Below are 21,869 nucleotides of genomic sequence, written 5' to 3'. Positions count from 1 at the left end.
CGTGAGGCAACTTAGTTTTGTCATCATGGATGCAGGAGATCCTACAGTGCCTCCCCAATTCACCTGTGAGAGCTGCGGAGGAGGCATGTATCCGTAGTACTACAAGGGGGTCCACGGTTATAAATACAAGATCGAAGACCTTGGGGTAAGAAGTGGGAGGCAGCACCAAAAAAATGAAAGAGGACATGGGTATGGGGTGGAGGAGCGAAGCGTTCGCCTTTGAAGCTCGTGTTCCAACCGCTGGAAGCCAAAAATTCAAGGAACACGAACTTCAACAGCGACCGGAACCCCATACCCATGTCCTCGGGAGCGTACACATGTATGAGTTTAGACAAGGACCTGGCCTTCGGCCGGGTTTTTCTTATAACTGCCACTTGGGGCTACTCTCCGTACTGTAGGATAGAGCCGCTTGAACCCTGCATTTACGGGTTAGTGATATTCACGATTCTGCCTTCAAGGCGTGAGATATCTGCCGCAAAACCGATCTGATGTCCACGAATAGACTTCTCCAGCGATGTGGAGGAAATGGAAGGCGCTTCTCCTCGCATCATGCTCACGAAATCCTCGACAAGCAACCAATCCCCACCGCCATGGCTATCATTAGTTACATGGACAGAAATTCGTTTCTCCGAGTACTCATGGCCTACACGGGCATCTGGATGTCTGATCACGAAATATCCATCCTCCAGAACGCCCTGGATTTCTCCCTTTGTGCCGATAATATGTAGGGTACGGCAAGGTCTGGACGTAGCCCCAATCATATTATGTGTCGCTGTACAGCCATCCTCGAATTCGATGATTACTGATTGGTGGTCGACGACATCGTTATCACAATGCCAGACACAGCGCCCATAGGGGCTGCTTGTACGTAAAAGGCTTATTTTTTCCTCATCCGTCGGGTTAATGCCGAGGTGATCATTGTTCCAAACATAAGAGCCCCAACGGCCTTGTTCGATATAATGTTTACGTGCCGAATAGGTACAGGCCGCTTCAATCTTGCAATCTTCAAGGCAGCGATATCCAGATCCTTCCGGCGCATTTTCTGGCTTAAATTGTGTCAGACTACCGAAGCTGCTAACTTTTACCGGTTGAGCTCCTGACATCCATGAGATGACATCCATATCATGTGAGCATTTTGCCATAAGCATAGATGATTTGCAGTTCTCCAATGAATTCCATTTTCCTCGTATATAAGATACGGCCATATGGTGATAACTGACATGCTCAGCTGTTTGAATATTCACGATGGTGCCGATTTCGCCAGCGGCAACCGTTTTACGAATCTCCGAGTAGAAGGGAGCGTAACGCAGCACATGGCAAATCATCACCCTGCGGCTATAATGATTGGCTGCTTGAACCAGCTTCAGCATTTCGTGCTCCGAGATCGCAATTGGTTTTTCCAAAAGAATGTCGTAGCCTGCTTTCAAAAGTGGAATCGTTGTTTGGACATGGAGCTCGTCCATGGTTCCATTAATAGCAGCATCCGCAATTATAGAGCCTTGCACGAGCTGCTCTACTGTTTCGAAGCAACAAAGGTCAGGGATATTAAAACGCTTTGCTGTTAAGCTTCTTCGTAAGGGATCGGGCTCTACGACTCCTGTGATTTGTAGCTGGTCGGGATGTTTTTCCGCATAAGAGGCATAAATCAAACTTCGATGTCCGGCGCCTACAATGATGGCTGTGACCGGTTTATTTCTTGTGTCAGCGTTTCCCATTGTTTTCTTCTCTCCTTACGTTATGCAGATGAGATATGTTTATAGCAAGCGAATGGTGAAAATCCGGTCCACCGGGGTCAACAGATTGATATGTACATATTGGCAGCCAGCCGGATGATAGTCATTGCGAATATCTGGCAGCCAATGCTCGTAAGAGCCCGATGAAATTTCAAATGCACTTCCTTCGGTATGATAAGTAAGAGATCCGCTTTTCAGTACATATCTGCTTTCGCCTATATTTTCGATATCAGTACCTTGGATACAGCCTTCCGCTCCCAGAATAAAGGTTAGCTGCATCATCACATCCTCACGTTGATCCGAACGAACATGAATCTTCCATTCCGCAGCTTCTTGTGTGACATCTACGGTTAGTGCTTGCTGCTGCAGATGCGTGACCGGGCGATGCTGCTGTGGCAGCAAATACCAGGGGCTAAGCTGCTGTCGATTCGGGTGATTAGGTAGGAGGGATTCAGGGATGGGACCGTAATACCCTTTTTCCAGAATTAGGCTTAACTTGTACGAGTCAGCACCCTCGGTTAACTCGTCGAATGTGACGACTCCGGGAGTGAAGGAGGTTGCCAGTTTGACACCAAGCAATCTAGCTTTTCCATGACGCAGAGAAAAGAAAACCGGTGTTCGTGCCATCAGGGTCACACTATCTTCAAGCTCTCGCATACGGATAACCGGTGCTCCAAATGCCAAATGCATGCTGCTGTGTTCGATATGCTTGGGATACCCTAATGCTTTCATCATGTCCAGATGCTCACGAAGCGGATGGCCCATATTTAGAGCTTTTTTATAACGATCCGGTAGTAGTGCTCTGTCTAGCCCGTCGAATGCGGATGGAAATAATAGAAGACCGGTCATCGGATGGTTATTAACACCCTCTTTGTATCGTGTCATAAACGAAGCCGCATAATCAGACATGGCCGCAAAGAGTGGATCATGGTCTTTCACTGCCATCAAACGATAGATCAAAAAATAATTGGACATATGGAGCACTTGGCCTAAATCTTGCCGACCGGAATATTCCGTGACCACTTCGCCGTCTGGGTGAATCAAATAAACCATCATTCGCAAGTTCCGCCGTACGTGTTCAAACAGCTCGGGACGGTTCAATACTCGGGCAGTATGATAGAGGGAGATATCGCTTACGGTATTATATATACCATTACTGCGTTCTGTCCATTCCCCATCCTCCGTAATATCCATGCCCTCAGCTAACCATTCCTCTGCACGAGCGATAAGCTCCGGCATGGGGAATATTTCGTATAGCTGGGCAAGCGCCGCGGTAATGACCCATCGATGATTCGGAGTATGACAGCCGCCGGAGAGCAGCGCAGGAAGGGTACGCTCTAGAAACAGCTTTATTTGCACAACCGTAGTCAGAGCCGCAGGCCATTCGTTTTTTTGAAGCAGCTGATAAATTTGGGTAACACCGCCCACGACAAAGGCAGTATCCGGCGGTGAATTAAAATTCGTTGAGCCGAGACTTATGGTGCCATCGGCATGCTGGCGGTTCAACATAAATAGGGCAGCTTTGTTCAGGGCATGGAGCAGCTTGGTATCGTGATAATACCGTGAGTCTGGATTCACAAGGGCTGCAGTCCATGCCGCCATCACAGCTGGGGTACCTAGATGGTTAGCTTTTGGAATCCCGCTAATGGGATCGATAATACCGCCGAAATATTTGGAAGTAGGGTCAGAAACCTGATGGGATATCGCGGTTTCTGTCCAATCATCATTCATGTGTAAAAGTTTAGTATACATAGGATCTTCCATATTAAGCACTCCTATTGCTCAGATTTGCAATTTTTTGAGTGATAAGACTATGGCTCTCATGAATTTCGTCAGGTTGACATACCGCTTTTAATTCATATACCTTCACTTTTGCCAAATCGATGACTTCAAGGAAATGGTCAAAGAAATGCAAGTCCTTGCTATGCACATATGGGCAATAATGATCAGACAGCTCGAGAGTTTCATGAATGTGGACACCATAGATATAGCGCTTAACCTCTTGTAAATCATTAAGATTATCATACAATCCCATGCGGTCCATCATCATCGCGTGTCCAATGTCGTACCATAAAGAAACAGGGCTGCCCTTAAGGTGATCACAAATGGTTTTGGCCTCCATCAATGTCGGCATTTGGTAACATCGGGCACGCGTCTCGATACCAATAGCCACATCCCATCCTTGCTTAAGCGCGTGGTTGCTTACTTCCTCCAAACTATCCTGAATCCGTTTCGTATACAGCGGGCTTAAGCGAGCGCGTCTTTCGTGCATTTCATTCCACAGTGTTTGATACTCAGGCGAATCCTTGCCATGATCCCTGTACCGTTTTTTTAATTCCGAGTCAATGTTATATGCGAATGGCACTTCACCCGGATGCACCACGACCGCTTTCGCCCCATAACGAACCGCATATTCCATAGAACGGATCAGCAGCTCCACCGAGCGCTTCCGCTTGACTTCATCATCGTACCCAAGCAGCACGGAATCCGTGTCGTAATCTTTATCATCAATAAAAGGAAATACGTTGTGCACACTTGAAATCCCAATTTCTGCTTTTTCGATCATCGGCTCTATCGTTTTCAACAGCTCTTCGGTTACGTTATAGTTGAGCTCAACATGACGGAAACCAAGCGTTTTGATCTCCTCAATCATTTCCCTGCCAACGGTATGCCTTTTGATGTTCCAACACGTAGAAAAAGAATATTCCCCTTTATTCAACATTTGATTTCCTCCACTGGTTATTCATTCTATCCGATAGACAGCGCATCGGTTGTATTCGATTCATAAAACAAGCTGGACACTCAAGCGAATTCCGCTTGATCAGCGGGCTCGCTATTACATGTCCAGCTCCTTCATTAAAAAGCTACTTTACTTGCTCCATTTGCTGCTTCACGATTTCTTGCACATCTTTAGCCATGAACGCATTAGCTTTATTTTCCTGGTACCACTTGTTCATGAATTCTTCAAGCTTCTTACCATCTGCTTTATCCCAGGCTGCTTGGGCATCTTTAATCGCTTGTTCCGGGCTGTATTTACTTCCGCTAATGATGCCCTTAACAAAAATGTCGCCTTTTTCTTTTAGAATTGTTGTGTTAATCAAATTGAGATCGGCAGGATACACCGGCATATGATCGCCCAGAGTAATACCAGGGTATTCTCTTTTAGAATCAAAATACATCTTCTGAATTTCTCTGTACATGTCCATACCCGCTTTTTGCTCGGGTACATCTGGATTAAATCCACTCAATACAAACGAACATTTATCTACTCCTGAAGAGAAGAACATAGTGTAGTCTAAGGCGTAACCGACCTCATTTTTTGACTTGGCTGGATCTACAGACTGCGGGCAGCCATTAGAAGCTTTCTTCCAGTGGGTGTTTTCCTCTCCATTAATGATTTTTAAAGCGTTTTCCGGTTTCATCATAAAGTCAAGATATTGTCCAACAGCCTCCGGATTTTTGGCGTTCGCGTTCACAACTGTTGTCATTTGAATCGGGTTATCGATAGCGCCGGTGAAGGTGCCCATTGGTGATTTCGGATAAGCTAACGGTGCTACTTCTGCCCCCGAAACGTTTTTCTTCAGCGTGGTATAATCATTCATCACAAAATCAAACCAACCGCCCGAAAACTTGACATAAATACCGATCCTGCCATTCAAAAAGTCCTGTTTAGCCTTTGCACCATCTTTATCATTGATGTAATCTTTATCAACTAGACCTTCATCGTAGAGGCGCTTCTTGAATGTAAGGGAAGCCTGCTCCTTCTCCCAAGCGCGGACTACTTTCCCATCCTTGATATCCCAAGCCAACAAAGTTGCTGATGAACTCTCACCAAACATCTCATTGATCGCTTGCTCTGAATAGGTACTTATGTTCATCCCATAAGTATCCTTTTTACCATTACCATCTGGATCTTGTTCGGCGAATGCCTTGGCCACGGCCAATACTTCATCTGTTGTTGTAGGCATGGCTAGATTCAATTTCTTCAACCAATCGGTGCGAATTAATAAAATATGCGCTGGGGTAGCTTCCTTCACCTTGCCGATCTCGTACAGCTTACCGTCTGGCTTGGTTCCCGCTTTTTTTAACTGCGGATATTGGGTCAACAGCTTCTGGTATTCAGGCATAGATGGCAAAATTTTATCAATAGGCATCAGCTGCTTTTGATCATACAAGCTTCCACGGAACGGAGTGTTATACTCGTTGATAATATCGGGGGCAGAGCCGGATGCAAACAACACGTTCAATTTTTTCGTTGAATCGCTACGAAGAATAGGTACAAACTTCACATTGGCCGGCCCATTTTGGTTGATCCACTTGGTCCAACGATTATCCTCGTAATTACCTTCTGAAGCAGGTACGGATCCACGATCATACATCGTAACCGAAATATCTCCTCGTTTGGCTGGTGTAGGTGTTGTGGTTGGTGCGGTTGTCGACGGCTTATTCTCTGTTGCACTATTAGTGGCAGCTCCTTCTTTGTTATCGCTGCTGCAGCCAGCGATTGTTGCTCCTAATGCTACGAGTCCCAATGTCATGCCCAGCCCTAACTTCCTGTTCATCCTTAAACGCCCCCTGTACGTATATTGTTAAGTTTCGTGAAACTGGAAAACCATTCTTATCAACCCTTAACGGAACCGAGCATAACACCTTTAACAAAATATTTTTGTAAAAATGGATAAACGACCAGCATGGGAACTACCAGCACGACTACACCCACCGACTTGACCATCTCGGTAGCGACCATCTGCTGCTCATCTGCATTGAGGGAAGGAGAATTCAGCAGATCGTTTTTTTGCAGCATGGCTTGGACAACTACCGTCAAATTTTGCAGTTGGCTCGTGTTGATGTACATTAGCACGCTCATGAACGTATTCCAATAGTTAATCCCATAGAACAGAGCCAAGGTGGCAAGCATCGGAAGTGATAAAGGCAATATAATTCGGATGAGAAGGGATACATCGCTACATCCGTCAATACGAGCGGATTCTTCCACTTCATGCGGTATGTTCTCAAAATAACTTCGCATGAGCAGCATATTATAGGTACTGATGAAACTGGTAAGCCAGATGGCCCAATAGGAATCGATTAAGGACAAGTTCTTTACAACGAGATAGGTAGGAATCAATCCACCTGAGAACAGCATCGTAAACACCATGGCGAGCACGAAATAACGACGCCCTATCAAATAATTTCTGGAAAGAGGGTAGGCTGCCAGTACCGTGCCCAGCATACTTAGCGCAACGCCAACGACCGTAATAATAATGCTATTTTTGAAAGCTGAAAAAGCTGGGCTGGTAATGAAAAATATCTTGTAAGCCGTAAACTGCAAGCCTACCGGCCAGAAAAAAACATGTCCCGATTCCACGGCTGCGCGATCACTTAATGATAGCGCTATAATATGTATAAAGGGCAGAAGACAAGTTAAAGCAATGGCCGCGAGCACTATATAGTTGACGGCATAGAAAATCGTTTCTCCTTTGGTCGCTTTCATGCAATACTCCCTTCTAAAATAAAGCTTGGTCAAATTTGCGCGCAATCTTGTTAGCAATCAGTACAAGCGTACAGCCAATTACGGATTCGAATAGCCCCATTGCAGTTGTTAAGCTAAACTGTGAATTACCAAGGCCTATTTTGTAAATATAGGTACTAATGACCTCGGACACGTCAGCAACCGCTGCATTTTGCAAATTGTACACTTGATCAAAGCCAACCTCCATCATTCGACCCATGGCCAAGATAAGCAGCAAAATAATGGTGGGGCGAATGCCGGGCATCGTAATATGCCAAATTTGCCGCCACTTCGAGGCACCGTCCATGCCAGCCGATTCATATAGGGAGGGATCAATGGTTGTCAGAGCAGCCAAATAAATAATCGTGCTGAACCCCATTTCCTTCCATACACCTGACCCAACAAATATAGTGACCCAAGAGTTGGACTCATACAAAAAAGTGATCGGCTCAATGGAAAATAGCATGAGTACCTTATTGATTGAGCCGTAATCGGTTGCAAATAAGGAAAGGACGATACCAGACACAATGATCCACGAGAAAAAATGCGGCAAATAAATGATCGTTTGCACCCATTTTTTAAACCATGTCTTCCTGACCTCATTGAGTAGAATCGCCAGAAAAATAGGGACAGGGAATCCAATTACCAAATTCAAAAAACTGAGCCAAAATGTGTTCCATATAATTTGGAGTGTATTAGAGCTGGAAAACAGGATATTAAAATTTTTCATGCCTACCCATGGACTGTGCAGGATGCCATCTGCAAAATTGTAATTTTTAAAAGCGATAATAAGTCCGCCCATAGGCCAATATTTGAAAATAATATAATAAGCAAATACAGGAACCAGCATGATGAGCAATGGAACATTTTGTTTCAGTCGTCTTCTTCGGTGGAGGGATGAAGCCTTCCGAATTGCCATTGTTGAACTCCGGGAGTCTCCTTCAAAACTACCTTTCACGTATGCTTCACTCCTTCATTCAATCATTCATTCTTATATCTCTATAATAAAAGATTCAACAAAAAAAACCCTTGAAAAATTATAGAAGAATCTATAATTTTATTGGGTTTGTGTAAATAATAAGAAAAATATTAAATCGTTTCCATAATGGTCATTCCGAATCCCGATAATTCCGATACTCCTTGGGAGTCATTTGATACTGCTGCTTAAATACATTAGTAAAGTAGTTCGGTTCATCGAATCCGACAGCACAAGCGATTTCAAATATTTTCATTTCGGTATTGCGTAGCAGCAGAGCTGCCTTATCCATACGGGTTCGGGTGACAAAGCGGGTAAAGCTTTCTCCCACGGTCTTCTTAAACAATACACTGAAATAGCTTGAATTCAGATGAACATATGCTGCCACATCTGTCAGTCTACAGGCTTCATTGTAATACTCTTCAATATATTTGACAGCTCTCTCGATCAAATTGTCATTTTTGAGAGCTTGCCAGTCGTTAAACAGCAGCAAGAAATTCTTCACCTGTTCGCTTGCCCAGCGGGTTACCTCTTCTGTTGTCCAGTGGGTCTCCGGCATGTCAATTGGGATCTTGGCCAACAAGCTGTTCTCTTCAGGAGCGAATTGCTTTTGCATCGTTCCCAGCAGGGCAATGGAAAGAGATAACGCCCCTACTTTCATATCTTCCGGTGATTGGTTCGGCAGTTCCCTAACGATCCGATCCAGAAGCTGCTGGAGACTATCCTCATGTCCCATTAATATGGTAGACATCAGCTGAACCTCCAATTCCTTGACCCGAGCCTGATTAATTGATAGCGTCTTCCCGTAAATGTTTTCACTTTTGCCCGCAGGATCCAAATTCGCAGTACGAGAGTCGCTCCCTTTGAATCTGACATATAAGGCCGCCAAATGTTTGGCAGCAGGTGCAGCACCCATCAGAATCATTTCGGTACGTATTTTCAAGTATTGTAACGTGGTAACCATAATCGCTTCTTTCAAGCTGTCTTTCATCCCATTTGATTCCGAAATGAGTACAAATCGGTCGCGCTCAACAAGTACAGGCCTTGCGTGGACTCCCGCTTCTTTAATCAGCTCCTCCACGATATTGGAGAAAGCAAATTGGAGCAAGCTCATGTCGTGTTTCCCATAATCGTGTATGGCCATATTCTCATAATTCCATTGTAACAGCCACAGTTCCTGACCCATTAAAATCTCATCTAGGCGTTTGGAGCTTCCGGTTGAATAAGGCAAGTCAAGTAAAGCCGCACGAATTTCTTGATCCTCCTGCTGTTTTAGCAGAACGAGCTGCTTCTCCAGCAGAGTATACTTTTCATAAAACCGTTCATACGCTTTGTCCATCACCTGATTGACATCATGCTCGGTACACGGTTTGATTAAGAGATCGAGCGCGCCAAGCCGTACGGCCGCCTGTGCATACTCAAAGTTCTTGTACCCGGTCAAAATGACCACCAGCATGTCAGGGTAATGTGTACGTAAATGTCCAACAAACTCAATTCCGTCCATAATGGGCATACGGATATCGGTAAGCACCAGATCGGGCTTTACTTGGTCCAGCAACTCTAGCGCAGCCTGTCCGTTCGCGGCTTCGCCGACAACCTTCCATCCCAACTGCCCCTCCTCAAACATCTTGGTCAGTCCCTTTCGAAAATTAGGCTGATCCTCCACAATCAACACTTTACCTTTCAGCATGATCTTGTTCTCCAGTCTGGATGGTATTGGGCAATATAAGGCGCATGGTTGTGCCGCTTCCTAATCCGCTCGTAATCTCCAATCGAGAGGGCGGTCCATGGATAAGCTCAATCCTTCTAACTACACTTCTTACCCCGAGACTTTCCCGTCCGTCTGAACGCTGAGGTAAAGATAGCCCCTCACGCCTGAGCAGTAAGGAAATGACCGACTCCTCCATACCGCAACCATTATCAATCACTTCGATCTCTAAGAAACCTTTAATGCTTCGCGCTTTAATCAGTAAAATTTTGTGGGAAACCTTATTTCGAAACCCGTGTACAAACACATTTTCCACAAGCGGCTGGATTAAAAAACGCATGATTTCACATTCCATGATTTGCTCATCTACTTGGATGATGGTTTCTAAATCCGATTCGAACAGCTCTGCCTGTAGCTTAACATAATGACGGACTTGCTGTAATTCTTCCCTCACGGTAGTTAAAGTTTTAACTGGCATTAATGAATACTTTAGCATCTCTGATATAGCTGCAATTAAGGACGCCGTTTCTTTCTCGTCTTGCAAATAAAGCTTCCAATAAATTTCGTTAAACATATTATGCAGAAAGTGTGGATTCAATTGAGCCTGCAGCGCTTTAAGCTCTGCATCCCTCTCGCTTAACTGAGTCATATACACTTCCTTGATCAGCCGTTCCACATGCTCTGCCATATTATTAAAGCTTTCCGCTATATAAGCGAGCTCGTCCTTCGTTCGAATCTCGATCCGTGTCTCGAAATCCCCAGACCGAACCTTGCGAAGTCCTTGTAAAAGATCCTTTAGCGGTCTCAGCAAATTTCCAGTGGACAGCCCGATTAAACCACTGGTGAGAAGAATGCTGACCAAACCGGAATATACGATTCTTTGGAAAATTTCGCGATTCTTTTTTTGAATTTCGGTAAGTGAAGTGCCACTGACCAGCTTAAACGAAGTCGTTTTGGATTCTCCATGTACAAACATAAAATGATCGATAATTTGGGTTTCATTGAGGTCTCTCAATAGGTTGAGTTGTGTCTCCGAGTCCGCCGCCGAGTTACTGTACAGTAGCTCCTTATTCTGATTGAACAAGTAGACATCGCCGGTTCCTTCCTTCGTTAATTCTTTGAGTGCACTGGAGAAAAAAGATTCGTCAATCGCTATTACCAACACACCGTAAGTATTCAAAGTACTGTTCTTCATCAATCGGGAGGTAATAATCGTTTTTCTGAACCCGCTTGGTTCAATAGAGCTGGGTAAAGCCATATTCATCCACATTAAATCGCCATAGGTATCGCTAAGTCGGGAACGAATCACTTTATACGCGGTTTGATCGAGTTCATTGATCGATGAGGTGGTGTATTTGAAGTAAGTCGAATTCCCTTCCAAATCATACAAATACATCCCTGTAATATAGGGCGCATCCGTTTTAATCTGAAAGATCTGTTCTTCAATTTGTTTTTTATCATAATACAAACTAAATGCGTCAGCATCTTCATTTGAATTTATTTGTTTAATCATCTTTTCGATTTGAGGATTAAACACAACGGTTTGCGAAATACGCATAATTTCCTGCACCTTGAGATCCATCTTAGCCAATGCCTCTAGATTCGTGCTCGAAAACTGTTTACTGATCTCTTCCTCAAACAGCTCCATGTTATATTGATAAGTCAAATAGCCGGTTATTCCAAAGGCCAGCAATATAATCACGGATAAGTTGAGAATTAGCTTCACTCTAAAGCTACGGTTAATTCCTAATAAAGATTGAACCCATACCGGCATCTGCATTACCCCTATTTTTATATTTGGTATCGAATCTACATTATCCAAATACTATTAGTTAGCATTCTACCACATATTGCATGCTCACGAGTCCTGAGATCAAGTGGGCAACTTTTTCATTCACTTCCGTAATAAGTTATAATGGAAGTACATAGTTCAGATATATAAGCTTTATAGCTTGTTAGCTTCACAGCATGGAGGGATGGCTTTGTTTCAAAGAGACTATATGATGCGAATGATCGAGCAATTCACAGTCACGCTCGCACAGGTTATGTTCAAGCGCCGCAACCAAAATTTCGTTGAAGCAATGGAGCTGCTAACCCAAGCTATGAAGCAACTGCTGGGCCTTAATTCCAAGATGGTGCTTGCACTCTCAGTGAAGGACTTGATCGCCTTGCTCTCGACCCAAGGGCAATTTGATGCGGCCAAGGGCTTGCTGCTTAGCGATATGCTCAAGGCGGAGGGTGAACTGCTGAGGGATGATGATAACGAGGAGCAAGCATGGAGATGCTACGCGAAGGCGTTGGAGCTGCTGCTTGAAATGAGATGGATGAACGAAGCGGCAGAAGCGCAAGAGGACGTAGAGGAGCGGCTGGACAGCCTGCTGGCTATACTACAACCGGTTCATATGCAGCCCCGGCTTATCAAGCTGCTTATGGATTATTATGAGAGTACCGGAAGGCTGGCCAAAGCGGAGGATATGTTGTTTTTTTTGCTCAATAGAGATGCTGGCCATTTAGAATGGTTGAATGCGGGACTACAGATGCTGGAGCGCTGGCAGAGCAAGGAAATTGACGAACTGGAGCAAGGCGGATTGAGTGGACCGGAAGTCACTGAAAGCTATGAGCTGTTACAGAAAATGAAGCAATCCGTAAGCGAGATCGACAGAATGTAGCAAAGATCATTTCAAACGCGAACCATTAACACGAATATTTCATATATTGTTCGTCTTCTCAGGTTGACAGCCGCTCGCTATCGCTGTAAACTTAACACGTAAAAGCTTTCACTTTTTAGCTAAACTTGTCGAATAAAAGTGAATGAGAGGTCAGCACTTCAGTGCTAGGCCTTAGCTTGCGCTTGAGATCATTTACCCGTCCTGAAGTGGATAAATGAGGTATTGGACTTATCTGCCGGACTTTTTATAAAAAAAGTAACCAATTATGGAGGTCGAAATGTCTGTTCTTGTTGGAGTGATTATGGGAAGCCAGTCTGATTGGGAGACCATGAAGCACGCTTGTGACATGCTTGATGAGCTAGGAGTCCCTTACGAGAAAAAGGTTGTTTCTGCCCACCGCACGCCCGATTTGATGTTTGAGTATGCATCATCAGCAGTAGAACGAGGTTTAAAGGTCATTATAGCAGGAGCGGGAGGTTCCGCTCATTTACCCGGTATGGTTGCCGCAAAGACGGAGCTACCGGTTATTGGTGTTCCCGTTAAAACGTCCACGTTAAACGGACTGGATTCTTTATTGTCCATCGTCCAAATGCCCGGTGGCGTTCCCGTTGCAACAGTGGCAATAGGCCACGCGGGAGCGACGAATGCTGGCTTGCTGGCTGCACAAATTTTGGGCGCATTTGACCCTAATCTTCAGCAGAAGATTAAAGAACGACGTGAGCGGATTTGTGAGAAGATCACAGAAAGCAGCGTGCAGGAATGAGCGAAAATGAGCGAAGAGATGCAAAAAAGGTAATACGTCCGGGCAGTACCATTGGCGTTCTGGGTGGCGGACAGCTTGGCAGAATGATGGCCTTGGCAGGGCGTGCGATGGGTTACCGGTTTATAACGCTGGACCCAACGGTAGATTCGCCCTGCGGGCAGGTAGCAGACAGGCAGATTGTTGCGGCTTACCACGATATAGAGGCAGCGAGGATGCTGTCCGAGCAATCGGATGTCATCACCTACGAGTTCGAGAATGTAGATGCCGAGGTAACGGAGCTCCTGATGGAGGAGTCGTACGTGCCACAGGGCAGCCGCCTGCTGTATATCACGCAGCATCGGTTGCGCGAGAAACGGGCCATTGAATCGGCGGGGGTTAAGGTTGCTCCCTATGCGCAGATTGCCAGTTTAGCCCAGCTCCGTGAGGAGCTTGGGCGCCTGGGAACCCCATCCGTGCTCAAAACGGCTACAGGTGGCTATGATGGCAAAGGCCAGTGGATTATTCAATCGGTAGCTGAAGCTGAAGAAGCCTATGAAGAGCTAAGCCGGGCAGGCACGGAGCTGGTGCTGGAGCAATTCATAGATTTTGACAAGGAAATATCGGTAATTGCAGCGAGAAACCCGCGGGGAGAAGTGAAGGTGTTTCCTGCAGCGGAAAATATACATGTGAACAAAATATTGCATCTTTCGATGGTGCCTGCTCGAATCGAGGAAACCGTTCAACAGGAAGCCGAGCAATTGGCAATCCAAATAGCGGAATCGCTAAATGTAGTAGGATTAATTGCCGTCGAGATGTTCGTCACACACGAAGGCGAATTGTATGTCAATGAGCTGGCACCACGTCCGCACAATTCCGGCCATTACACGATGGAAGCCTGCAAAACGTCGCAATTCGAGCAGCATATGAGAGCGATTTGCAATTTGCCGCTAGGATCTACGGATTTGCTGACTCCGGTTGTTATGGTGAATGTGTTAGGGCAGCATGTCGAGCCCGTGATGGATTGGATCGTCAAACCGGAATCGGAGCAGCATGACAAGGGCATCACGACCAAATTACATATGTACGGCAAGCATGATGCCAAAGAAGATCGCAAAATGGGGCACTTGAATGTGCTCGCTCCCTCGGTAGAAGAGGCATTGCGGTGGATAGAGGCTTCGGACATATGGAAAACTAGCCAATAGTATCAACTTTGAAGTGAGGGGATTTTACCGATGATCGAACGTTATAGCAGACCAGAAATGGCGCGCATTTGGACGGAAGAAAACAAATTTAATGCTTGGCTTGAGGTTGAGCTGTTATCCTGTGAGGCATGGGCAGAGCTTGGCGTTATTCCTAAGGAAGATGTTGTAGAGCTACGCAAAAATGCAAAATTTGATATTGACCGCATTTACGAAATCGAGCTGGAAACCCGCCATGACGTAATTGCTTTCACACGCGCCGTTTCCGAGAAGGTGGGTCCCGAGCGCAAATGGGTGCATTACGGGCTTACTTCCACGGATGTAGTGGATACAGCACTTGGTTATTTACTCAGACAGGCCAATGAGATTTTGGAAAAGGATTTATTGAACTTTATTGAAATTTTAAGAAATAAGGCGATCCAATATAAAGATACACCGATGATGGGGCGGACTCATGGCGTTCATGCCGAGCCAACTACCTTTGGTTTGAAAATGGCTTTGTGGCTGGAAGAAATGAAGCGGAATTTGGAGCGATTCCGGTTCGCGGCGGATGGCGTGCAATTCGGAAAAATTTCCGGCGCGGTAGGTACGTATGCCAATATCGACCCATTCGTAGAGACGTATGTGTGCGAGAAGCTGGGCACAAAAGCGGCTCCGATCTCGACACAAACCTTGCAGCGCGACCGCCACGCTGAGTATATGGCAACGCTGGCACTCATAGCAACTTCGATGGATAAGTTCGCTACAGAAATCCGCGCCTTGCAAAAGAGCGAAGTGCGTGAGGTTGAAGAAGCCTTCGCCAAGGGCCAAAAAGGCTCATCGGCGATGCCGCATAAACGCAACCCGATCGGTTGCGAAAGTATTTCTGGCTTGTCCCGTGTTATCCGCGGACATATGATCTCGGCCTATGAGAATGTAACCTTGTGGCATGAACGTGATATCTCGCATTCCTCGGTGGAACGAATTATTTTGCCGGATGCGACGATTTTGCTGAACTACATGTTGAACCGTTTTGGCACGATTGTGAAAAACCTGACCGTCTTCCCGGAAAACATGAAGCGCAATATGCAAAGCACTTATGGCGTCCCGTTCTCTGGTCGTGTTATGACGAAGCTGATTGACAAAGGCTACAGCCGTGAGCAGGCTTACGATACCGTACAGCCGCGTGCTATGCAAGCCTGGGAGGAGCAACGCTCGTTCCGCGATATTATCGAGCATGAGCCCGTCATTGTTGAGTTATTAAGCGCTGAGGAAATCGAGGATTGCTTCAACCCAACCTGGCATTTGAAGCATGTTGATACGATTTTTAAAAGGCTTGGTTTGATCGAGTAAGAATCTAAGGATTAGGGCAGCTGCCAATACCATTTAGAGGAGGACCACAAACGATGGTCTCAACAAAGGCGATTTCAAGCGCCGAAGCTTATATAACAGCACCGCTCATTTATAAAGGCAAGGTTCGTGAGCTGTACGATTTGGGCGAGCATTACTTAATCGCAGTAACCGATCGCATCTCTGCTTTCGACTGGGTGCTTTCACCAGCTGTGCCGGATAAGGGCAATGTGCTTAATTCCTTAAGCAAATTCTGGTTTGAGCAAACGGCGCATATCCAACCGAACCATGTGGTTCATGGAGATGTCGATCAATTGGGTGATATAGTAACCGACCGCGAGATCATGAAGGACCGCTTCATGGTCACCAAAAAAGCGGAGCGCATCGATATCGAGTGTGTCGTCCGTGGTTATATTACCGGAGGCGGCTGGAGGCAATACGTGAAGGATGGCACGATCAATGGCCAGACATTGCCGAGTGGCTTGCGTAAAAACGAACGCTTCGAGAAGCCCATCTTCACGCCTGCCGCTAAGAATGATGTCGGCCATGACGAGGACATCTCGATTGAACGGATGAAAGAGCTGGTTGGCGAGGAATTAACCGAGCAGCTACAGGCCAAAAGCATGATGCTGTATGAATTTGCCCATCGTTTCTGTGAGGAGCGGGGCATTATTCTCGCGGATACGAAGTTTGAGTTCGGATTGATCGATGGCGAAATTATATTAATTGATGAGATTTTTACACCAGATTCCTCAAGGTTCTGGGCCAAAGAAAAGTACGCCTATGATATCGAAATCGATGGCATGGATAAAGAACCGGTGCGCACCTACTTGTCAACAACCAATTGGGATAAAAATAGCGAGCCCGACCCGTTGCCAGTCGATGTAGTAGAGGAAACCTCTCGCCGCTATAGAAGCATTTACGAATTATTGGTTAAATAAAGCCGATTGCTCACATCTTTTTAAAACAAGCTATCGCCGCTTTGTAGCCGATTTATAGTCTCGAAAACTCAGTAGATACTTACGAAGTAAGTTTTCTGCGAAAACTCTAAGGAGGATTCACCCCTAATGTTAAAAGCAACTGTTTATGTCACGATCAAACAAAGCGTGCTCGATCCACAAGGAGTTGCCGTACAAGGCGCCCTTCATTCGATGGGCTTCAGCGAGGTTGAAAAAGTACGTGTAGGCAAATATTTGGAGCTTCAGCTTGACACAGCCGACCGTGCAGAAGCTGAACAACGCGTTAAAGCCATGTGCGAAAAGCTGCTTGCTAATACAGTTATCGAAGATTACCGCTACGAGCTGGTATAAAGGTTATACCCTTTAAGGTCTTCGCAGCGAGCGAAGCAATGCTGCATCTTAAAAGTCCGCTACACCGCCCAAGTAAAGCGTGTCCGAAGGACGTAAGCGCCCCGAGAACACGCAGTACCACCGTAAGCCGCCGTACCGCCCAAGTAAAGGTGTCCGAAGGACGTAAGCGCCCCGAGAACACCAAAGTCCGCTTCCAGCAAAGGGAGTCCAGAGGGCAAAGCCTTTTGGAGCCCTCCCTATAGGGAGGGTTTGGGTGGGTAAGAAACAGAATCACGAAGGAGGATCAAACTGATGAATTTCGCGGTATTAGTGTTTCCAGGCTCGAATTGTGATATCGATTGCTACAAGGCAGTAGAGGAAACGATTGGACAACCTGTTGAATATGTTTGGCATACAGAAACGGATTTATCCAAATATGATTGTGTTATCGTTCCAGGAGGATTTTCATACGGAGATTATTTGCGAACAGGTGCGATAGCCCGTTTTGCGCCGGTTATGACCGCTTTGGTCAAGGCAGCCGAGCAGGGAACCTACATCATTGGGATCTGTAATGGATTCCAGATTTTGCTGGAATCGGGATTGTTGCCAGGGGCAATGCTTCGTAACAGCTCGCTGAAGTTCCGCTGCCATGCTGCGAATTTGCAGGTGGCTAACGCAAATACACCTTTTACAACAGGTTATGAGCAGGGTGAACTGGTTAACATTCCGATCGCCCACGGTGAAGGGAATTACTACTGCGATGAAGAGACGCTGGCGGAACTGCAAGCCAATAACCAAATCGTGTTTCGTTATGAAACGGGTAATAACCCGAACGGGTCCATCGACGATATTGCAGGAATTTGTAACAAAGCGGGCAATGTGCTCGGCATGATGCCACATCCAGAGCGTGCAGTAAACGAGCTATTGGGTTCGGAAGACGGCAAGCGGATGTTTACATCGATTTTGAGCACTTGGAGGGAAAAGCATGGCGCAGCAGCTATCGGTTAAGGAACCAAACGCAGAGCAAATCGCGGAACAAAAAATATATAAGCAAATGGGCGTAACGGATGCGGAATACGATCTAGTCTGCGGGTTTCTGGGACGTCAACCCAATTATGTGGAAATTGGCGTGTTTAGTGTAATGTGGTCAGAGCACTGCTCTTATAAAAACTCGAAGCCGATTCTTCGCAAGTTTCCAGTTACAGGACCTCGTGTACTGATGGGTCCAGGCGAAGGCGCGGGGATCGTCGATATCGGTGATAACCAAGCCGTTGTTTTCAAAATCGAAAGCCATAACCATCCTTCAGCCATTGAGCCTTTTCAAGGGGCAGCAACGGGTGTAGGCGGAATTATTCGTGATATTTTCTCCATGGGTGCACGTCCAGTTGCGATTTTGAACAGCTTGCGCTTCGGTAATTTGAACAATGACCGTGTTAAATATTTGTTCGAGCACGTTGTATCGGGGATTGCTGGTTATGGTAACTGTATCGGGATTCCGACGGTCGGCGGCGAAATTATGTTCGATGAAAGCTACGAAGGCAACCCGCTTGTTAACGCGATGTGTGTAGGGCTAATCGACCATGACATGATTCAAAAAGGTGTCGCCAAAGGCGTAGGCAATCCAGTGTTTTATGTGGGTCCGGCTACAGGCCGCGATGGCATCCATGGGGCAACCTTTGCCTCCGAGGAACTAACAGCAGAATCAGAAGCGAAACGTCCAGCTGTACAGGTCGGCGATCCGTTCATGGAGAAGCTGGTTTTAGAAGCTTGCCTGGACTTGATCAATTCCGGTATCGTGCTTGGTATCCAGGATATGGGTGCTGCGGGGCTTACTTGCTCCAGCGCTGAGATGGCAAGCAAAGCAGGCAATGGTATGGAGCTTTACCTCGATGAGGTACCACAGCGTGAGGACGGCATGACGCCGTATGAAATGATGCTGTCGGAGTCACAAGAGCGGATGCTTTTTGTCGTAGAGCCTAAGGATGAGGCACAAGCCATTGCGATTTTTGAACGATGGGGCCTGCACTGTGCAAAGGTTGGCAAGGTAACGAATGATGGCGCACTGAAGCTGTTCCATAAAGGCGAAATGGTTGCAGACATGCCTGTAACAGCGCTGGTTGATGAATGTCCAGTGTACAACAAGCCTTCGCAAGTTCCCGCCTACTACTTGGCCAACGCTGAGGTAGATACGAACCGTTATGCCGAAGTAACGGATTTGAATGATGCATTAAAGCAAATACTGGCTTCGCCAACGGTTGCCAGCAAGGAATGGGTTTACAATCAATACGATTACATGGTGCGCACCAGTACGGCCGTACAGCCAGGCTCGGATGCCGCGGTTATTACGATTCAAGGGACGCGTAAAGCATTATCCATGTCCACGGACTGTAACGGACGTTTCGTTTATTTGGATCCTGAAGTGGGCGGCATGATTGCGGTAGCGGAAGCTGCACGTAACAATGTATGCTCCGGCGGCGAGCCTTTGGCGATTACGGATAACCTTAACTTTGGGAGCCCAGAGAAGCCGGAAATTTTTTGGCAGCTTGAAAAAGCGGCAGATGGCATTTCTGATGCTTGCAGAAGACTGGAAACACCGGTTATTGGCGGTAATGTCAGCCTGTTCAATGAAAATGCCAAAGGAGCGATCTACCCGACGCCAGTTATCGGGATGGTTGGCTTGGTTCACGATATCGACCATATTACAACACAAGGCTTCAAAAACGAAGGCGACATTATTTTGCTTCTAGGCGATACCAAAGCAGAGCTGGGCGGCAGCGAATTCCAATATGTACTGCATGGAGTTACCGAAGGGCGTCCGCCGCAAATCGATCTTGATGTAGAGAAAACGTTGCTAAGCACTGTACTAGGCGCGATTCAAAAAGGCTACGTAGCTTCCGCACATGACTTATCTGATGGCGGCTTGGCGGTTGCATTGGCTGAGAGCTGCATAAGCGGGCGATTGGGTGCTAAAGTAGATTTCTCTACGGAGCTTCGTAACGACATCGCATTATTCAGTGAAAGCCAATCCCGTATTTTGCTTAGCGCTGCACCTGATCAAGCAGAAGCTTTGAAGCAATGGATTACAGAGCAAGGTGTTCCGTACCAACAATTAGGTCAAGTGCAAGGAACCGAATTGCAAATCGACATTAACGCTAAACCAGTCGTCCAGTCACCTGTTGTACAACTAGAAAAGGTTTGGAAGGATGCGATTCCATGTCTGATGAAATAAAGACATTGCAAGAGCAGCTATGGACAGGAAGCTATTATAACGAAGGAATGGGCAGCCGTGACGGGCTGTCCGATAAGCTAGGGGAGGAATGCGGCGTATTCGGGGTGTTCGGTCACCCAGAAGCCGCTTCACTCTCCTATTATGGTCTACATGCGCTGCAGCATCGCGGACAGGAAAGCTCTGGTATTTGCGTCGCAGATGGTGAGGGCTTTAAGCATCACCGCGGTATGGGACTGGTCAAGGATGTCTTTACCAATGAAATTCTTAGTGGCTTGGTAGGATCTGGTTCGATCGCTCATGTACGTTACTCAACAGCTGGCGAGAGCAAGCTGGCCAATGCCCAGCCTCTAGTATTCAAATATCGCGGCGGCGATTTGGCGATTGCTACCAATGGTAACCTGACTAATGCCGTTGAGCTAAAGCAGAAGCTGGAGGATATGGGCTCGATTTTTCAAACGACGAGTGATACGGAAGTTGTTGCTCATCTAATTGCACGCTCCAAGCATGTGGATATCGCATTAGCTGTGAAGGAAGCACTGCAGCAGGTTGAGGGAGCTTATGCGTTCTTATTCCAAACTAAGGACAAGCTGGTTGTTGCTTTAGATCCCCATGGCTTGCGGCCTTTTGTAATGGGACGTTTGGGGAATGCCTACCTGTTTGCCTCAGAAACCTGTGCCTTTGATGCGGTGGGGGCAACTTATTATCGTGATATTATCCCTGGCGAATTGATTATTTTTGACGCCGTTAACGGGATGGTTGAGGATCGGTTTTCACCAATCAAGCAACGTGCCATCTGTTCGATGGAATATATTTATTTTGCACGTCCCGACAGCGATATGGATACGATCAATATTCACTCTGCTCGCAAACGGATGGGCAAGCAATTGGCGCAAGAGGCCTTTGTTGACGCAGATATCGTAACCGGCGTACCCGATTCGAGTATTTCGGCAGCTATCGGCTTTGCTGAACAGACAGGTATTCCTTACGAGCTGGGCTTGATCAAAAACCGCTACAGCGGTCGTACCTTCATTCAACCCAGCCAGGAGCTTCGTGAGCAAGGTGTCAAAATGAAGCTAAGCGCTGTGCGCAGTATCGTAGCCGGCAAACGGGTTGTTATGATTGATGATTCTATCGTCCGCGGCACAACCTCATTGCGTATCGTGAATATGCTTCGCGAAGCTGGCGCAACCGAGGTTCATGTGCGAATCAGCTCACCGCCATTTATGAATCCTTGCTACTATGGAATTGATACACCGGATCGCAAGGAGCTAATCGCCGCTCAAAAATCAATCGAAGAAATTCGTGTCGCTATTAATGCGGATTCGCTTTATTTTTTAAGTAAAGATGGCTTATTAAACTCTATTGGCCGTCCCAAGGGCGAAGCAAACCGTGGCAATTGCACCGCCTGTTTTGACAATCAATACCCTACCCGGATTACTGAGGAATCAGAAATTGGCTGTGGGTGCGACTAGATCAACCAACT

The 21,869-nt window shown here is 46.4% G+C and carries 17 protein-coding genes; 9 read left to right on the top strand and 8 right to left on the bottom strand.

Annotated elements, in window-relative coordinates:
* Positions 1-422: 422 nt before the first annotated feature.
* The 8 genes from G9U52_RS08070 to G9U52_RS08035 form a co-directional block, all read right to left on the bottom strand.
* Positions 423-1,715: a Gfo/Idh/MocA family protein gene (locus G9U52_RS08070; protein ID WP_166148067.1), complete on the bottom strand. Its 1,293-nt coding sequence runs from the start codon at positions 1,713-1,715 to the stop codon at positions 423-425.
* A gap of 39 nt (positions 1,716-1,754) precedes the next feature.
* Positions 1,755-3,497, bottom strand: coding sequence for a hypothetical protein (locus G9U52_RS08065; protein WP_207952837.1), 1,743 nt, complete (start codon positions 3,495-3,497; stop codon positions 1,755-1,757).
* A gap of 1 nt (position 3,498) precedes the next feature.
* Positions 3,499-4,455, bottom strand: a complete 957-nt coding sequence (locus G9U52_RS08060; RefSeq protein ID WP_166148065.1) for a sugar phosphate isomerase/epimerase family protein — start codon at positions 4,453-4,455, stop codon at positions 3,499-3,501.
* A 142-nt stretch (positions 4,456-4,597) separates the two neighbouring features.
* On the bottom strand, positions 4,598-6,295 hold the full coding sequence (locus G9U52_RS08055) for an extracellular solute-binding protein (RefSeq protein ID WP_166148063.1): 1,698 nt from the start codon (positions 6,293-6,295) through the stop codon (positions 4,598-4,600).
* A 59-nt stretch (positions 6,296-6,354) separates the two neighbouring features.
* Entirely contained in the window at positions 6,355-7,227 is an 873-nt protein-coding gene (locus G9U52_RS08050; protein ID WP_166148061.1) for a carbohydrate ABC transporter permease, read from the bottom strand.
* 13 nt (positions 7,228-7,240) lie between these two features.
* Positions 7,241-8,164 (bottom strand): ABC transporter permease, encoded by a 924-nt coding sequence (locus G9U52_RS08045; RefSeq protein WP_166148059.1) that lies wholly within the window; start codon positions 8,162-8,164, stop codon positions 7,241-7,243.
* A gap of 190 nt (positions 8,165-8,354) precedes the next feature.
* Positions 8,355-9,911, bottom strand: a complete 1,557-nt coding sequence (locus tag G9U52_RS08040) for a response regulator transcription factor (protein ID WP_166148057.1) — start codon at positions 9,909-9,911, stop codon at positions 8,355-8,357.
* Positions 9,898-11,703: a sensor histidine kinase gene (locus G9U52_RS08035; protein WP_166148055.1), complete on the bottom strand. Its 1,806-nt coding sequence runs from the start codon at positions 11,701-11,703 to the stop codon at positions 9,898-9,900. The genes G9U52_RS08040 and G9U52_RS08035 overlap by 14 nt, the downstream gene beginning before the upstream one ends.
* A 208-nt stretch (positions 11,704-11,911) precedes the next feature.
* Here G9U52_RS08035 and G9U52_RS08030 point away from each other — a divergent pair, with 208 nt between their 5' ends.
* From G9U52_RS08030 to purF, 9 genes are all read left to right on the top strand, one after another.
* On the top strand, positions 11,912-12,598 hold the full coding sequence (locus G9U52_RS08030; RefSeq protein ID WP_166148053.1) for a DUF6483 family protein: 687 nt from the start codon (positions 11,912-11,914) through the stop codon (positions 12,596-12,598).
* A 277-nt stretch (positions 12,599-12,875) separates the two neighbouring features.
* On the top strand, positions 12,876-13,361 hold the full coding sequence (gene purE / locus G9U52_RS08025) for a 5-(carboxyamino)imidazole ribonucleotide mutase (RefSeq protein WP_166148050.1): 486 nt from the start codon (positions 12,876-12,878) through the stop codon (positions 13,359-13,361).
* Positions 13,358-14,542, top strand: a complete 1,185-nt coding sequence (gene purK / locus G9U52_RS08020; RefSeq protein ID WP_166148048.1) for a 5-(carboxyamino)imidazole ribonucleotide synthase — start codon at positions 13,358-13,360, stop codon at positions 14,540-14,542. The genes purE and purK overlap by 4 nt, the downstream gene beginning before the upstream one ends.
* Before the next feature lie 30 nt (positions 14,543-14,572).
* On the top strand, positions 14,573-15,871 hold the full coding sequence (gene purB, locus G9U52_RS08015; RefSeq protein ID WP_166148046.1) for an adenylosuccinate lyase: 1,299 nt from the start codon (positions 14,573-14,575) through the stop codon (positions 15,869-15,871).
* 53 nt (positions 15,872-15,924) lie between these two features.
* Positions 15,925-16,809, top strand: a complete 885-nt coding sequence (locus G9U52_RS08010) for a phosphoribosylaminoimidazolesuccinocarboxamide synthase (protein ID WP_166148044.1) — start codon at positions 15,925-15,927, stop codon at positions 16,807-16,809.
* 126 nt (positions 16,810-16,935) lie between these two features.
* The gene (gene purS / locus G9U52_RS08005) at positions 16,936-17,178 is read left to right on the top strand and encodes a phosphoribosylformylglycinamidine synthase subunit PurS (protein WP_166148042.1); all 243 of its coding nucleotides are present in this window, start codon (positions 16,936-16,938) and stop codon (positions 17,176-17,178) included.
* A 291-nt stretch (positions 17,179-17,469) separates the two neighbouring features.
* Positions 17,470-18,165 carry a phosphoribosylformylglycinamidine synthase subunit PurQ gene (purQ, locus tag G9U52_RS08000; protein WP_166148040.1) on the top strand — a complete coding sequence of 232 codons (696 nt, stop codon included), beginning with the start codon at positions 17,470-17,472 and terminating at the stop codon, positions 18,163-18,165.
* Positions 18,143-20,386, top strand: a complete 2,244-nt coding sequence (purL, locus tag G9U52_RS07995; RefSeq protein ID WP_166148038.1) for a phosphoribosylformylglycinamidine synthase subunit PurL — start codon at positions 18,143-18,145, stop codon at positions 20,384-20,386. Before purQ ends, purL begins: the two co-directional genes overlap by 23 nt.
* Complete coding sequence (gene purF / locus G9U52_RS07990) at positions 20,371-21,858, top strand: amidophosphoribosyltransferase (RefSeq protein ID WP_166148036.1); 1,488 nt, start codon at positions 20,371-20,373, stop codon at positions 21,856-21,858. The genes purL and purF overlap by 16 nt, the downstream gene beginning before the upstream one ends.
* Positions 21,859-21,869 lie beyond the last annotated feature (11 nt).

The sequence above is a fragment of the Paenibacillus agricola genome, assembly GCF_011440305.1.
Classification (GTDB): domain Bacteria; phylum Bacillota; class Bacilli; order Paenibacillales; family NBRC-103111; genus Paenibacillus_S; species Paenibacillus_S agricola.
Note: the sequence above shows the minus strand (reverse complement) of the source record. Positions and strands in the feature narration are given on the sequence as shown.

What these genes read in the sequence shown, in the direction of transcription:
- G9U52_RS08035 (WP_166148055.1), bottom strand. Translation starts at nt 11,703, where the DNA reads ATGCCGGTATGGGTTCAATCTTTATTAGGAATTAACCGTAGCTTTAGA.
- G9U52_RS08050 (WP_166148061.1), bottom strand. Translation starts at nt 7,227, where the DNA reads ATGAAAGCGACCAAAGGAGAAACGATTTTCTATGCCGTCAACTATATA.
- G9U52_RS08070 (WP_166148067.1), bottom strand. Translation starts at nt 1,715, where the DNA reads ATGGGAAACGCTGACACAAGAAATAAACCGGTCACAGCCATCATTGTA.
- G9U52_RS08055 (WP_166148063.1), bottom strand. Translation starts at nt 6,295, where the DNA reads ATGAACAGGAAGTTAGGGCTGGGCATGACATTGGGACTCGTAGCATTA.
- purQ (WP_166148040.1), top strand. Translation starts at nt 17,470, where the DNA reads ATGAATTTCGCGGTATTAGTGTTTCCAGGCTCGAATTGTGATATCGAT.
- G9U52_RS08065 (WP_207952837.1), bottom strand. Translation starts at nt 3,497, where the DNA reads ATGGAAGATCCTATGTATACTAAACTTTTACACATGAATGATGATTGG.
- purS (WP_166148042.1), top strand. Translation starts at nt 16,936, where the DNA reads ATGTTAAAAGCAACTGTTTATGTCACGATCAAACAAAGCGTGCTCGAT.
- purL (WP_166148038.1), top strand. Translation starts at nt 18,143, where the DNA reads ATGGCGCAGCAGCTATCGGTTAAGGAACCAAACGCAGAGCAAATCGCG.
- G9U52_RS08010 (WP_166148044.1), top strand. Translation starts at nt 15,925, where the DNA reads ATGGTCTCAACAAAGGCGATTTCAAGCGCCGAAGCTTATATAACAGCA.
- purE (WP_166148050.1), top strand. Translation starts at nt 12,876, where the DNA reads ATGTCTGTTCTTGTTGGAGTGATTATGGGAAGCCAGTCTGATTGGGAG.
- purB (WP_166148046.1), top strand. Translation starts at nt 14,573, where the DNA reads ATGATCGAACGTTATAGCAGACCAGAAATGGCGCGCATTTGGACGGAA.
- purF (WP_166148036.1), top strand. Translation starts at nt 20,371, where the DNA reads ATGTCTGATGAAATAAAGACATTGCAAGAGCAGCTATGGACAGGAAGC.
- purK (WP_166148048.1), top strand. Translation starts at nt 13,358, where the DNA reads ATGAGCGAAAATGAGCGAAGAGATGCAAAAAAGGTAATACGTCCGGGC.
- G9U52_RS08040 (WP_166148057.1), bottom strand. Translation starts at nt 9,911, where the DNA reads ATGCTGAAAGGTAAAGTGTTGATTGTGGAGGATCAGCCTAATTTTCGA.
- G9U52_RS08060 (WP_166148065.1), bottom strand. Translation starts at nt 4,455, where the DNA reads ATGTTGAATAAAGGGGAATATTCTTTTTCTACGTGTTGGAACATCAAA.
- G9U52_RS08045 (WP_166148059.1), bottom strand. Translation starts at nt 8,164, where the DNA reads ATGGCAATTCGGAAGGCTTCATCCCTCCACCGAAGAAGACGACTGAAA.